Annotated in this window: 10 protein-coding genes; 7 read left to right on the top strand and 3 right to left on the bottom strand. The window is 56.8% G+C overall.

The annotated features are described in order from the left end of the window. Nucleotides 1–24: 24 nt before the first annotated feature. Nucleotides 25–864: a MurR/RpiR family transcriptional regulator gene (locus PO881_RS14315; RefSeq protein ID WP_101763462.1), complete on the bottom strand. Its 840-nt coding sequence runs from the start codon at nt 862–864 to the stop codon at nt 25–27. A gap of 167 nt (nt 865–1,031) precedes the next feature. Between PO881_RS14315 and yfhb the strand changes: the two genes are divergently transcribed. Next, on the top strand, nt 1,032–1,670 hold the full coding sequence (gene yfhb, locus PO881_RS14310) for a phosphatidylglycerophosphatase C (protein ID WP_192232985.1): 639 nt from the start codon (nt 1,032–1,034) through the stop codon (nt 1,668–1,670). A gap of 65 nt (nt 1,671–1,735) precedes the next feature. Beyond that, nucleotides 1,736–2,230, top strand: a complete 495-nt coding sequence (gene tadA, locus PO881_RS14305; RefSeq protein WP_192411380.1) for a tRNA adenosine(34) deaminase TadA — start codon at nt 1,736–1,738, stop codon at nt 2,228–2,230. Here tadA and mltF read toward each other — a convergent pair. Then, nucleotides 2,227–3,684 (bottom strand): membrane-bound lytic murein transglycosylase MltF, encoded by a 1,458-nt coding sequence (gene mltF, locus PO881_RS14300; RefSeq protein ID WP_110868275.1) that lies wholly within the window; start codon nt 3,682–3,684, stop codon nt 2,227–2,229. The two genes, tadA and mltF, sit on opposite strands and share 4 nt — an antisense overlap. Before the next feature lie 270 nt (nt 3,685–3,954). On the opposite strand from mltF, the gene purL reads away from it, so the two are divergent. The 5 genes from purL (at nt 3,955) to glnB (ending at nt 12,306) form a co-directional block, all read left to right on the top strand. Beyond that, on the top strand, nt 3,955–7,845 hold the full coding sequence (purL, locus tag PO881_RS14295) for a phosphoribosylformylglycinamidine synthase (protein ID WP_192232987.1): 3,891 nt from the start codon (nt 3,955–3,957) through the stop codon (nt 7,843–7,845). A 610-nt stretch (nt 7,846–8,455) separates the two neighbouring features. Then, nucleotides 8,456–9,883, top strand: a complete 1,428-nt coding sequence (locus PO881_RS14290) for a HAMP domain-containing sensor histidine kinase (protein ID WP_101763467.1) — start codon at nt 8,456–8,458, stop codon at nt 9,881–9,883. 3 nt (nt 9,884–9,886) lie between these two features. Then, nucleotides 9,887–10,558 carry a two-component system QseEF-associated lipoprotein QseG gene (qseG, locus tag PO881_RS14285; protein WP_101763468.1) on the top strand — a complete coding sequence of 224 codons (672 nt, stop codon included), beginning with the start codon at nt 9,887–9,889 and terminating at the stop codon, nt 10,556–10,558. 2 nt (nt 10,559–10,560) lie between these two features. Continuing rightward, nucleotides 10,561–11,892: a two-component system response regulator GlrR gene (gene glrR, locus PO881_RS14280; protein ID WP_280171971.1), complete on the top strand. Its 1,332-nt coding sequence runs from the start codon at nt 10,561–10,563 to the stop codon at nt 11,890–11,892. 75 nt (nt 11,893–11,967) lie between these two features. Then, nucleotides 11,968–12,306 (top strand): nitrogen regulatory protein P-II, encoded by a 339-nt coding sequence (glnB, locus tag PO881_RS14275; RefSeq protein WP_007886217.1) that lies wholly within the window; start codon nt 11,968–11,970, stop codon nt 12,304–12,306. A 51-nt stretch (nt 12,307–12,357) separates the two neighbouring features. Here the strand turns inward: glnB and hmpA are convergent, their stop codons facing one another. Then, nucleotides 12,358–13,542 carry an NO-inducible flavohemoprotein gene (gene hmpA, locus PO881_RS14270; protein WP_222184432.1) on the bottom strand — a complete coding sequence of 395 codons (1,185 nt, stop codon included), beginning with the start codon at nt 13,540–13,542 and terminating at the stop codon, nt 12,358–12,360. Between the last annotated feature and the right edge of the window lie 179 nt (nt 13,543–13,721).

Here is a 13,721-nt window from a genome sequence, read left to right as displayed (position 1 = left end):
GGGTATTATACGCGCCTGATCTCATCAGACCAGCTTTTTCACCAACGCTTCGCTGTGGCGAATGTGGCTGGAGGCGCGTTCAGGATCGTTTTGTACCAGCGCCATAAACAGCAGATCGGTCAACGCCAGCTGCGCGCTGGTCGACGAGATCGCCGCACTGCGCGTGCTCTGCTCTTCCGCCACGGTGTAGAGGCAAACCGTGGCGCACTGCTGCAGAGCATTCGGCGTAAAGCCGGTAAAGGCCAGCACATCGGCACCGACCTGCGCCGCTTCCTGCGCCGCCAGATTGATTTCGCGACGTTCGCCAGTATAGGAAATCGCCAGCAGCACATCGCCCGGCGCCATCGCTTGCACGCTGGCGAGCAAAGCGTGCATATCCTGCTCCGCCACCGCATTGATGCCGATCTTCATCAGCTTCCACGAAAAATCTTTCGCCACTAAACCGGACGCGCCGATGCCAACCAGCAAAATCCGATTGGCATTTTTCAGCAGCTGCAAGGTTTGCAGCAGCTTCTCTTCGCTATTGATGTCCAGCGTGGCGCGGATCGCCGAGATCTTTTCGGTCAGCAGCTTTTCGCCGACCACTTTCAGCGGATCGTCGCTGAGAATATGGTTATGCACGGTAATCGCATCGCGATCGGCCATCGATTCGCTCAGCGCCAGCTTCAGCGCTGGAAACCCTTTGTAGCCCAGCTTCTGGGCAAACTTCACCACGCTGGACTGGCTAACGCCCGATTCCTCAGCGAGTTTTTGTGAACTGAGATGCCGTGCACGATCCGGCTGCGACAGCAAAAAATCCGCCAGCCGGCGCTCATTTAGCGCCAGTCGAGGGTAGAGCTGACGAATGCGCAGCAATGAACTCATGGTTCGATCCTTAATTCCTTTATCCGCAAACAGCGCGTAAACGCGAAGAATAAACTATTCAAATGGCATTGTAGTCACTGGAATTAAAAATAGCAGCTTTCGCCCTGAACGCCGAAGCTGGCTACACTGTAGTGCAGAAACCACGAAGGATAGAGAAGGAGTGCTGTTTGACAAAGGGTACACAACGACGCGTGGTGTTTTTCGATCTCGATGGCACGCTGCATCAGCAAGACATGTTTGGCACCTTTATGCGCTATCTGCTGCGACGTCAGCCGATCAATCTGCTGCTGGTGGTGCCGCTGTTACCGGTGATTGGTCTTGGCATGCTGATCAAAGGCCGCGCCGCACGCTGGCCAATGAGTTTATTACTGTGGGCGATTACTTTTGGCCACAGCGAAAAACGTCTGCGCCAACGCGAGGCTGAATTCGCTGAGTGGTTCCGCCAGCGTGTTACTGCGTTTCCGGTGGTGCAGCAGCGACTCACCGACTATCTCAGCAGCAGCGATGCCGATGTCTGGCTAATTACCGGTTCGCCGCAGTCGCTGGTAGAGCAAGTCTATTTCGACTCGGCCTTCCTGCCGCGCGTACAGCTGATTGCCAGCCAGATGAAACCGGGCCGCGGCGGACGTTTGCTGTCGATGCGCTGCCTCGGCCATGAAAAGGTGGCACAGCTGGAGGAGAAAATCGGCACGCCGCTGCAACTGTATAGCGGCTACAGCGACAGCAAACAGGACAACCCGCTGCTGTTCTTCTGTCAGCACCGCTGGCGCGTCACGCCGCGCGGTGAGCTGCAACAACTGGAATAACGCTTCGATTCCGGCAGCAGCATCGCTATAATGCGCCGCCTTTTACTGCCCGCAGGAGTTGCCCGGTGAACCCACAAACTGATGAATATTGGATGCGTTATGCGCTGGAACTGGCGAAGCGCGCGTGGGAGCAGGGCGAAGTGCCGGTTGGTGCGGTGCTGGTGCAGGGCGACAAGGTGATTGGCGAGGGCTGGAACCGGCCGATTGGCCAGCACGATCCTACCGCACATGCCGAGATCATGGCCCTGCGTCAGGGCGGCAAAGTACTGGAAAACTATCGTCTGCTGGATACCACGCTGTATGTCACGCTGGAACCCTGCGTGATGTGCGCCGGTGCGATGGTGCACGGCCGCATCACGCGGCTGGTGTACGGCGCTAAAGATGAGAAAACCGGCGCGGCCGGTTCACTGCTGGATGTGATTGGTCATCCCGGCATGAATCATCAAATTCAGATTGATTGCGGTGTGCTGGCGGAAGAGTGTGCCGGGATGCTGAGTGACTTTTTCCGCATGCGTCGCGAGCAGAAGAAGGCGCTGCGTCAGGCGCAGCGCACCGGCTAATTCATCGCAATTTTCGGTTCGACCGCCGGGTAACCGGCGCCTAACTCCGCTTCCAGTGCCGACTGCTGCGCTAAACGTTTCTCCTGCTCCTGCAAATATCCCACCAGGCTAATCTGATACTTACGGATATTCTCCACGTAGTTATAAGCTTCGTGGCCGCGCGCGTAGCCGTAGGTGGTTTGCGTGTAATAGCGCTTCTGGCTCAACATCGGCAAACGCAGCTTCACATCGGCCCAGCTGTCGGGATTGCCGCCCTGTTTCGCCGTCAGCTTGCGTACGTCCAGCATGTGCGCGTAACCCATGTTATATGCCGCCAGCGCGAACCAGATACGTTCATCTTCAGGAATCGTTTCCGGGACTTTCTCCATCATGCGCTTGAGATATTCGCTGCCGCCGCGAATGCTCTGTTCGGGATCGAGGCGATCGTTAACGTCAAGGCTGTCGGCGGTATTACGCGTCAACATCATCATGCCGCGCACGCCGGTTGGCGATGTGGCCTGCGGATTCCAGTGCGACTCCTGATAAGATATTGCCGCCAGTAAACGCCAATCCATGCTGGCGGAATATTTCTCAAACAGCGGTTTGATATCCGGCAGCGTGTTATCAATGGCGCGCAGGAAGGTGCGGGTATCAACGTAATCGAAGGTGCCAACGTGGCCGAGATACTTCTCTTCCAGCCGCGCCATCGTGCCTTCCTCGCCCATCTGGCTGTAGAAGTCGAGCATCGCCGCACTCAGGCTGTCGTCTTCGTTGCGCGGTAAATACCAGGTGACCGGCTCTTCGTCGGTCACATCAAACGCCACCGCCAGCTGCGGATGAATGCGCTGCAGCAGGCCGATGGTGACCGAATCGCCCACCGTGTAATCGAGTTTGCCGTCAGCAACCGCTTCAAGCAGCGCTTTCTGGCCCTGATCGGTGGAGATCGCCCAGTCGAGATCGGGATAGCTGTCAGCTTTGGCGGAACGTAAAGTTGACAGATATGCCGAACCGGACTGCACAATCAGGCGGCCTTTGAGATCGCCGAGATTCTTAGGGCGAGGCTTATCAATGCGGTACACCAGCTGCTGCGACACCGAATAGTAGCTCGGGCCACTTTGGTAGTGCGCGAGGCGCTCGCTGTTGTAGATCAAGCCGGCCGCCAGCAAATCCGCTTTACCGTCATCAAGGTCGTCAAACAGATCGCCGAGATTAGGACGCACCTCAACTTCCAGTTTCACGCCAAGGTAATCGGCGAAGCGCTTCGCCAGCTCGTAATCCATACCGGCTGGTGCATTGTTAATGGTGTAGTAAGTCAGCGGAGAGTTAACGGTACTGATGCGCAGCACTCCGCGTGATTTGATCTGTGATAGCGCGTCTGTTCCGCCCCCGTACCACGGGATTGAAGGCCACAATGCTAGCGCAAGTAGCACGGTGATCAGACCGATAAACAGATAGTTTATTTTTAGGCGTTTCAAATAGTTGTCTCGTAATGGCTCACAGGCCTCTGTCTTTTAAAGGCAGTATTTATGTTGTTTTAACTCCCAGAGCGAGGGGCATTTTGCGCAACAAAAAGGGGCAGGGCAACTTTTATAGCAAGAATTGTGCAAAATTCAGCCAAACGCCAGGTGCCAGAATTTATGCGCAAACGGTTTCGTAACCCGAGCTGTTTCTCTATAATACCGCCCGTTTTCCCCTGTTGCGCCCAATGAAGCGTCGCCCGGCACTTCAAAGACGAGAGATCTTTAATGATGGAAATTCTGCGTGGTTCGCCCGCTCTGTCGGCATTTCGTGTAAACAAACTGCTGACCCGCTTTCAGGACGCTCACCTTCCGGTGAGTGATATTTACGCCGAGTACGTCCATTTTGCCGATGTTAGTGCACCGCTCAGCGCGGATGAGCAAGCCCGCCTGCAACGCCTGCTGAAATACGGTCCTTCTCTCGCCGAACACGCGCCACAAGGGCGTCTGTTGCTGGTAACGCCGCGTCCCGGCACCATCTCACCGTGGTCATCGAAAGCCACCGACATCGCCCATAACTGCGATCTGCCACAGGTCTTGCGTCTTGAGCGCGGTATGGCCTTCTATGTGCAGGCACCTGAGCTCACGGAAGCACAATGGCAGCAGCTGGCGAGCCTGTTGCATGACCGCATGATGGAAACGGTGTTCGCTGATCTCAACGATGCGCAGCAGCTGTTTGCTCACCATCAGCCGCAGCCGCTGAAAAGCGTTGATGTGCTGGGCGCAGGCCGCAGCGCGCTGGAGCAGGCCAACACCACGCTGGGTCTGGCGCTGGCTGATGATGAGATCGATTACCTGCTTGATGCCTTTACTAAGCTGGGCCGCAATCCAAACGACATCGAGCTCTACATGTTTGCGCAGGCAAACTCCGAGCACTGTCGTCACAAGATCTTCAATGCCGACTGGATTATCGACGGCGAAAAGCAGCCAAAGTCGCTGTTTAAAATGATCAAGAACACCTTTGAACACAATCCTGAGCACGTGCTGTCTGCCTATAAAGACAACGCTGCGGTAATGGAAGGTTCTGAGGTTGGCCGCTTCTACGCCGATGCGCAGAAGGGCGAATATGAATTCCATCAGGAAGCCGCACATATCCTGATGAAAGTCGAAACCCATAACCACCCAACCGCCATTTCACCGTGGCCGGGTGCCGCGACCGGTTCCGGTGGCGAAATTCGTGACGAAGGCGCAACCGGACGTGGCGCGAAGCCCAAAGCCGGTCTGGTCGGTTTCTCGGTATCGAACCTGCGTATTCCGGGCTTTGAACAGCCGTGGGAAGAGGATTTCGGTAAGCCGGATCGCATCGTCACCGCGCTGGATATCATGACCGAAGGTCCATTGGGCGGCGCGGCGTTCAACAACGAATTTGGTCGTCCAGCCCTCAACGGCTACTTCCGTACCTACGAAGAGCGCGTCAACAGCCACAATGGCGTGGAGCTGCGCGGCTATCACAAGCCCATCATGCTGGCGGGCGGCATCGGTAATATCCGTGCCGATCACGTGCAGAAAGGCGAGATCGTGGTCGGCGCCAAGCTGATCGTGCTGGGTGGCCCGGCTATGAACATCGGTCTGGGCGGCGGCGCGGCATCGTCAATGGCATCAGGCCAATCGGATGCCGATCTCGACTTTGCGTCAGTACAGCGCGACAACCCAGAGATGGAACGTCGTTGCCAGGAAGTGATCGACCGCTGCTGGCAGCTGGGCGAAGCCAACCCGATTCTGTTCATCCACGACGTCGGCGCGGGCGGCCTTTCGAACGCCATGCCAGAGCTGGTGAGCGACGGTAATCGTGGCGGTAACTTCAACCTGCGCGACATCCTCAGCGATGAGCCAGGCATGAGTCCGCTGGAAGTATGGTGTAACGAGTCGCAGGAACGTTATGTGCTGGCGGTCGCGCCGGAGAAACTGGCGCTGTTCGACGAGCTGTGCCAGCGTGAACGCGCGCCTTATGCGGTCATCGGTGAAGCCACCGAAGAGCTGCATCTGAACCTCGCCGACAGCCATTTCGACAACAAGCCAATCGACATGCCGCTCGACGTGCTGCTGGGCAAAACACCGAAAATGACGCGTGATGTTGCCAGCCAGCAGGCCAACGGCGAAGCGCTGCAGCGTGACGGGATTAGCGTAGCGGATGCGGTGAATCGTGTGCTGCACCTGCCGACCGTGGCGGAAAAAACCTTCCTGATCACCATTGGTGACCGCAGCGTAACCGGCATGGTCGCGCGCGATCAGATGGTAGGACCGTGGCAGATTCCGGTCGCGAACTGCGCCGTCACCACCGCCAGCCTCGATAGCTATCACGGTGAAGCCTTCTCGCTTGGTGAACGTGCACCCGTCGCATTGCTCGACTTCGCGGCTTCAGGTCGCCTCGCCGTCGGTGAAGCGCTGACCAACATCGCCGCAACCTCCATTGGTTCGCTGCAACGCGTTAAGCTCTCTGCGAACTGGATGGCCGCCGCCGGTCATCCAGGCGAAGACGCGGGCTTGTACGCGGCGGTTAAAGCGGTCGGCGAAGAGTTGTGTCCCGCGCTGGGTATCACCATTCCGGTAGGCAAAGACTCGATGTCGATGAAAACCCGCTGGCAGCAAGGCACTGAGCAGCGCGAAATGACCTCGCCGCTGTCGCTGGTGATCACCGCCTTTGCGCGCGTGGAAGATGTGCGTCGCACCGTGACGCCGCAGTTGCAGGCGGATCAAGACAACCTGCTGCTGCTGGTGGATCTCGGCAACGGCGCGAACACCCTTGGCGCGACTGCGCTGTCGCAGGTTTATCGTCAGCTGGGCGATAAGCCTGCCGACGTGCGTGATGCTACGCAGCTGGCGGGCTTCTTCAACGCCATTCAGGCGCTGGTGGCCGAGCAGAAACTGCTGGCTTACCACGACCGTTCTGACGGCGGCCTGCTGGTCACGCTGGCGGAGATGGCCTTCACCGGTCACTGCGGTATCGAAGCCGATATCGCCGCGCTGGGCAGCGATGCGTTAGCCGCATTGTTCACCGAAGAGCTGGGCGCGGTGCTGCAGATCAACGCAGCGGATCGTGCAGCCGTCGAGAAGGTGTTCGCTGACCACGGTCTGAGCGCTAACCTGCACGTGATTGGTAAAGCCCTGCCAGGCGATCGCTTCGTGATCCGCTCTGGCGACAGCGCGGTGTACAGCGAAAGCCGTAGCACGCTGCGTACCTGGTGGGCAGAAACCACCTGGCAGATGCAGCGTCTGCGTGATAACCCAGCCTGTGCCGATCAGGAGCATGAAGCGAAGAAAGACGATAACGACCCAGGTCTGAACGTCCATCTGACCTTCAAACCAGAAGAAGATGTTGCGGCACCTATGATTGCGACGGGCGCACGTCCGCGTGTGGCAGTGCTGCGTGAGCAGGGCGTTAACTCACACGTAGAGATGGCCGCCGCCTTCCATCGTGCGGGCTTTACTGCAGTTGACGTGCATATGAGCGATCTGCTGGCGGGCCGTCGCGGTCTGGAAGAGTTCCAGGCGCTGGTCGCCTGCGGTGGCTTCTCGTACGGTGACGTGCTGGGCGCGGGTGAAGGCTGGGCGAAATCCATCCTGTTCAACGGTCGCGTGCGTGATGAGTTCGAAAACTTCTTCCATCGTCCACAAACGCTGGCACTTGGCGTGTGTAACGGTTGTCAGATGATGTCGAACCTGCGCGAGCTGATTCCAGGAAGCGAGCTGTGGCCACGCTTTGTGCGCAACCAGTCCGAGCGTTTCGAAGCGCGTTTCAGCCTGGTTGAAGTAGCGGCGAGCCCATCGCTGCTGCTGGATGGCATGGTCGGATCGCATATGCCAATCGCGGTATCGCACGGTGAAGGTTTTGTCGAAGTGCGTGACGGCGCGCATCTGGCACAGCTGGAGAGCAAAGGTTTGGTGGCGCTGCGCTTCGTCGATAACTTCGGCAAAGTGACAGAAAGCTATCCGGCTAACCCGAACGGATCGCCTAACGGCATCACTGCGGTAACCAACGAGAGCGGACGCGTCACCATTATGATGCCGCACCCAGAGCGTGTGTTCCGTACCGTGAGCAACTCCTGGCATCCGGCAGAGTGGGGCGAAGACAGCCCGTGGATGCGTATCTTCCGCAACGCGCGTAAGCAGTTGGGATAACAAAACAAAGGCCGCTAAACAGCGGCCTTTTTTATTCTGCGCGTTTTGCAGGTCCGCCATTCATGGCGACCTTACTAAAATCCGCATAATCTCTAAACTGTCGGAAAATAACGACAATCCCGCCAATACGTTGTCGTCAAAAGGTGACATTTAACTGATTGATTTATATAGCAAGTAAATTACCACGACAAACACGTTGCTAATCAGCGACACTTTTCACAGACCGTCCGGTCCGCTTTTCTCTGGGAGAGTGCTTCGTCTCTGGCATTCCTCTGATAATAAACGCTATTTATTTATTGGCACGATACTTGCTATACTCCCTACGTGGCTCATTCACCTGTTTATGATTGCCCCGCTTCAGCGGCTGAGCTCATAAAAACCGAATGACGCACCAAACGGAGCCTGTCGTCCACCTCACCGATAATCGTTTGCTTTGCAACGTTATCAAACATCGGACGCAACGTTGAGTTAGGCTCCACCTATTTTGCAAGCGATGCTGCGGCGTCGCTCTCACGGCAGGCCAAAAGGCCTGCCGTTTTCATATCTGGCCTTTCTTCCGTTTTGATACTTCGCTAGCATGCCTGCAGCTCACATTTAAGGAAGCGCGGTTGTGATGAAATGGCGTCTGTTTCCCCGATCCCTGCGGCAGTTAGTGTTAATGGCTTTCCTGCTGGTACTGCTACCGTTACTGGTGCTGGCGTGGCAAGCGTGGGAAAGTCTTTCGGCGTTAAGCAACCAGGCGGCGGATACCAACCGCAATACCTTTACCGATGTGCGTCGCAGCGAAGCGATGGCGCGTACCGCGCTGGAGCTGGAGCGCAGCTACCGCCAATATTGCGTGCTCGGCGATGCGTCGCTGGCGAAGCTGTATCAAACGCAGTGGACGCGCTACGGCCAAATGCTCAGCAGTCACGCTGCCAGTTTGCCCGATCTGCCTTCCTTCAAAGTGCTGCAAACCACCTTGCCTTCGCTGCAGCAACTGCAGTGCGATAACGGCAATCCTGAGGCGCAAGCCGCCAGCGCGCTGGAGCGTTTTTCCGATACCAACACGCAAATGGTGCAGGCAACGCGTGAAGTGGTATTTTCGCGCGGCTTACAGCTGCAGCGTGAAATCGCCGATCGCGGTCAGTTTTTTGGCTGGCAGGCGCTGATTCTGTTCCTGATTAGCCTGGTGCTGGTTTTGCTGTTCACGGGGATGATCATCGGTCCGGTGAAGCGGGTTGAACGCATGATTAATCGATTGGGCGAAGGTAAGGCGCTGGGCGATAGCGGCAGTTTCCGTGGTCCGCGTGAGATCCGTTCGTTGGGGCAGCGCATCGTCTGGCTGAGTGAGCGGTTAAGCTGGCTGGAAGAGCAGCGCCACGAATTTTTGCGCCACCTGTCGCATGAGCTGAAAACGCCGCTTGCCAGTCTGCGTGAAGGCACAGAACTGCTGGCCGATCAGGTCGCTGGACCACTGAATGCCGAGCAGCAGGAAGTGGTGGCGATTCTCGATACCAGCAGCCGTCATTTACAGCGGCTAATTGAGCAGTTGCTCGATTACAACCGCAAGCTGGCCGATGGACCGATGGCGCTGAAGCCCGTGGCGCTAAATGAGATCATTGATTCGGTGGTAAAAGTGCACTCGTTGCCAGCCAATGCGCGTGAGATGACCACCCACGTTGATCTGCAAGTGCATCATTGTCTGGCGGAAGCGACGCTGCTGCAGCGGGTGATCGATAACCTCTATTCGAACGCCGTGAACTACGGCAGCGAATCCGGTAACATCTGGCTGCAGAGCCAGCAGAAGGGCAACCAGGTGTGGATTGAGGTGGCAAACACCGGCACACCGATTCCGGCTGAAGAGCAGGCGATGATTTTTGAGCCCTTTTATCAGGGCAGCCAACAGCGCAAAGGGCCGGTCAAAGGCAGCGGGCTGGGCTTAAGCATCGCCAAAGATTGTCTGCGCAGGATGCACGGCGATCTGCAGTTGGTAACGCGCAAGGATGCGGATGTCTGTTTTCGTATCATTCTGACGACCAGCGCCGGGAATGCCTGATTAATGAAACTAACCCTATTCAAACTTGTGGCCAGTGCAGTGCTGGTTTTCGGCCTCAGCGCCTGCCAGGCACCGTCACAAGATCGTACGCAGCATAATGGCGTTAGCGTGCCTGAACCGGAGGTACGCCTGCCGGATTATCTGGCGACCGATTGCCAAAACGTGTGGCAAATCGAAACGCCAGCCGCCGCAGGCAATCCGCTCTATTGGCAGCGCGCCATGGATTGCGCCGAGCGCTTATCGCCGGCCGAAGCGCGTGCAGAAGCGCGTCGCTGGCCGGTGCAGGGCTGGGCGCGCGCCTTCAAGCAGGGCATCTTGCTCGCGAACGGTAACGTCACGCCAGTTGAGCGCCGTGATTTCGTCACTACCTTAGATGGTTACAGCGCGGCTTATCCTGCATCGGTGCGTCCGCTGCTCCAGCTGTGGCGCAGCAATCAGGCGGCCCAACTGGAGCTGAGCGAAGCGCGTGGACGCTACGCCGCTTTGCAGCAGAGTAATGACGCGGAGATGGATAACCTGCGCCAGCAGCAAACCAAAATGCGTCAGTCGCTGGCCGATACCCAACGCAAGTTAGAGCGTTTAACCGACATTGAACGCCAGCTGTCGTCGCGTAAAGCGCCTGATAGCAGCGACACATCGCACGGCGGCAGCGATGTGCAAAGTGAGGATCAGTAACCATGAAACAAGCCGCGCGTTTATTGCTGGTGGATGATGATCCGGGCTTATTGAAACTGCTCGGCATGCGTCTGAGCAGCGAAGGCTATCAGGTGGCGACGGCCGCCAGCGGGCCGGAAGCCCTGCGCCATCTGCAGAAAGAGAAGGTCGATTTGGTGATCAGCGACCTGCGCATGGACGAAATGGATGGTCTGGCGCTGTTCGGCGAAGTGCAGAAACGTCATGCGGGCTTGCCGGTGATCATTCTCACCGCGCACGGTTCGATCCCGGAAGCGGTATCCGCCACGCAACAAGGCGTGTTCAGTTTTCTGACCAAACCGGTCGATCGTGACGCTTTGTATAAAGCAATAGATGAAGCGCTGGCCCAGCGCGCACCGATCAGCGATGACGGTTGGCGCGAAGCGATTGTGACGCGCAATCCGCAGATGCTGCGGTTGCTGGAGCAGTCGCACATGGTGGCGCAATCTGACGTCAGCGTATTGATTAACGGCCAAAGTGGCACCGGTAAAGAGGTGCTGGCGCAGGCGATTCACGCCGCCAGCCCGCGCGCCACCAAGACGTTCATCGCCATCAACTGTGGTGCGCTGCCGGAACAACTTTTAGAGTCCGAACTGTTTGGCCACGCTAAAGGCGCCTTTACCGGCGCGGTCAGCGCACGTGAAGGTCTGTTCCAGGCGGCGGAAGGCGGCACGCTGTTTCTTGATGAGATTGGCGACATGCCACAGGCGCTGCAGGTGAAACTGCTGCGTGTGCTGCAGGAGCGCAAAGTGCGGCCGTTAGGCAGCAACCGCGATCTGGATATCAACGTGCGGATTATTTCCGCGACGCATCGCGATTTGCCCAAAGCGATGGAGAAGAAGAGTTTCCGCGAAGATCTTTACTATCGTCTTAACGTGGTGAATCTGAAAATTCCCGCGCTGCACGAGCGCGCTGAAGATATCCCGCTGCTGGCGAATCATCTGCTGCGCCAATCCGCCGATCGCCATAAACCTTTCGTGCGTAGCTTTTCGGTTGATGCGATGAAGCGGCTGGTCAGCGCCGCCTGGCCGGGCAATGTACGTCAGCTGGTCAACGTGATTGAACAGTGCGTCGCCTTGAGTACCGCGCCGGTCATCGGTGATGCCCTGGTTGAACAGGCGCTGGCGGGGGAAAATACCGCGCTGCCGACTTTCGTCGAAGCACGAAATCAGTTTGAGCTGAACTATCTGCGTAAACTGCTGCAGATGACCAAAGGAAATGTCACCAACGCTGCGCGTCTGGCTGGACGTAACCGCACTGAATTCTATAAGCTGCTGTCGCGCCATGAATTGGACGCCAGCGAATTTAAAGAGTAGCTTGCTGCGGCAGCGTCAGGAACAATTATACTAACGGTATCCGTCCATCATGGAGGGAGTAAAAAAGGATCTGTCATGAAAAAGATCGATGCAATTATCAAACCATTCAAACTCGATGATGTACGTGAAGCCTTAGCTGAAGTAGGCATCACCGGGATGACCGTCAGTGAAGTGAAAGGCTTTGGTCGCCAGAAAGGTCACACTGAGCTGTATCGCGGCGCTGAGTACATGGTCGATTTTCTGCCAAAAGTGAAAATCGAAATGGTGGTAGGTGACGATATCGTCGATACCTGCGTAGAAACCATTATGAAAACCGCGCAGACCGGCAAAATCGGCGACGGCAAAATCTTCGTCTTTGACGTGGCGCGCGTAGTGCGTATCCGTACCGGTGAAGAGGACGAAGAGGCGATTTAAGCCCCTTCGCGCATTGCCTGTAAAAGCCTGCCTTGCGCAGGCTTTTTTGTTTTACAGCACCTTGTGCGGGCCAAATACTTCGTAGTGGATGCGATCGGCATTGATGCCGGCATCGACCAGTTGACGTGCGACAAACTGCATAAACGGTAGCGGGCCACAGATCCAGAATTGACGATCGGCCTGGTTCAGCGCGGAGGACACGCTCGCCAAATCCATCAAGCCCTGCGCGTCGTAACGCCCGGCATCGGCACTTTCTGGTTGCCGATACCAAACGTGGCTGGTGAAGTTTGGCAGGCGTGCGCCAAGGGATTTCACCTCTTCAGCAAACGCATGCTGCGAACCGGCTTCCGCGGCGTGCAGCCAGTTAACCGCCGCCGCATGTTGCTGCTGCGCCAGAGTAGCCAGCATCGCCAGCATTGGGGTTTGGCCGACGCCAGCAGAGATCAGCGTAATCGGCGTAGCGGCTTCAGCCTGCAGGATGAAATCACCGGCTGGTGCCGCGCATTGCACGATATCGCCCACCTGCGCACGGTCATGTAGCCAGCCCGACACGCTGCCCAGCGCTTCGCGTTTAACCGCGATGCGATAAAATTGCCCATTTGGCTGGTGCGTCAGCGAATACTGGCGATGCTGAATATTTTCACAGCCTGCCGGTTGTAGGCTGATGGCCAGATACTGCCCTGGCAGAAAGGTTGCCACCGGCTTACCGTCGTTTGGCACTAGTTCAAAACTCTTGATCACCGAACTCTCCTGATTGATAGCGCGAATACGAAAATCACGCGCACCGCGCCAGCCGCCGGTTTTCTCTTCGGAGGCCGAATAGATGGCTTCTTCACGCTGGATAAACACATCAGCCAGCACGCCGTACGCTTTGCCCCATGCGGTCAGCACTTCTTCACCCGGATGCAGTAGCTCATCAATTGTCGCCAGCAGATTTTCACCCACAATCGCATACTGCTCGGGCTGAATGTTCAGGCTGGCATGCTTCTGCGCGATTTTCTCCACCGCCGGCAACAGTACGGCCAAATTTTCCAGGTTGCTGCCATAAGCCACTATGGCGTTGAACAACGCTTCCCGCTGATTGCCGCTGCGCTGATTGTTCATGTTGAACACGTTTTTCAGTTCAGGATGTTGCGTCAGTAAACGTTGGTAGAAATGGCCGGTCAGCTGCGGTCCAACCTGGGCAATGGCGGGCAAGGTCGATTTGATGGTAGCGATGGTTTGCGCGTCGAGCATGGTGAAATCCTCAGAGTGAATTTAAACATGTATTTTAAATGCATCTTATGAGTAATCGAAGCGCCTGTAAATCCCTTGTTGTGATTAAGGATTAAGCAAGAAAGGTGCGGGCTGGCGCGCAAAGCTGAAATTCTTTCGCCATGAAAGTGAGCAAATTTCGTGATTTTCTGGCTTGCAAA

The sequence above is a fragment of the Pantoea sp. SS70 genome (genome assembly GCF_029866845.1).
GTDB classification, from domain to species: Bacteria; Pseudomonadota; Gammaproteobacteria; order Enterobacterales; family Enterobacteriaceae; genus Pantoea; species Pantoea leporis.
Note: the sequence above shows the minus strand (reverse complement) of the source record. Positions and strands in the feature narration are given on the sequence as shown.

Bases quoted from the DNA above. Each gene is read 5' to 3' on its own strand.
- PO881_RS14315 (WP_101763462.1), bottom strand. From the start codon at position 864: ATGAGTTCATTGCTGCGCATTCGTCAGCTCTACCCTCGACTGGCGCTA.
- purL (WP_192232987.1), top strand. From the start codon at position 3,955: ATGATGGAAATTCTGCGTGGTTCGCCCGCTCTGTCGGCATTTCGTGTA.
- qseG (WP_101763468.1), top strand. From the start codon at position 9,887: ATGAAACTAACCCTATTCAAACTTGTGGCCAGTGCAGTGCTGGTTTTC.
- glrR (WP_280171971.1), top strand. From the start codon at position 10,561: ATGAAACAAGCCGCGCGTTTATTGCTGGTGGATGATGATCCGGGCTTA.
- glnB (WP_007886217.1), top strand. From the start codon at position 11,968: ATGAAAAAGATCGATGCAATTATCAAACCATTCAAACTCGATGATGTA.
- hmpA (WP_222184432.1), bottom strand. From the start codon at position 13,542: ATGCTCGACGCGCAAACCATCGCTACCATCAAATCGACCTTGCCCGCC.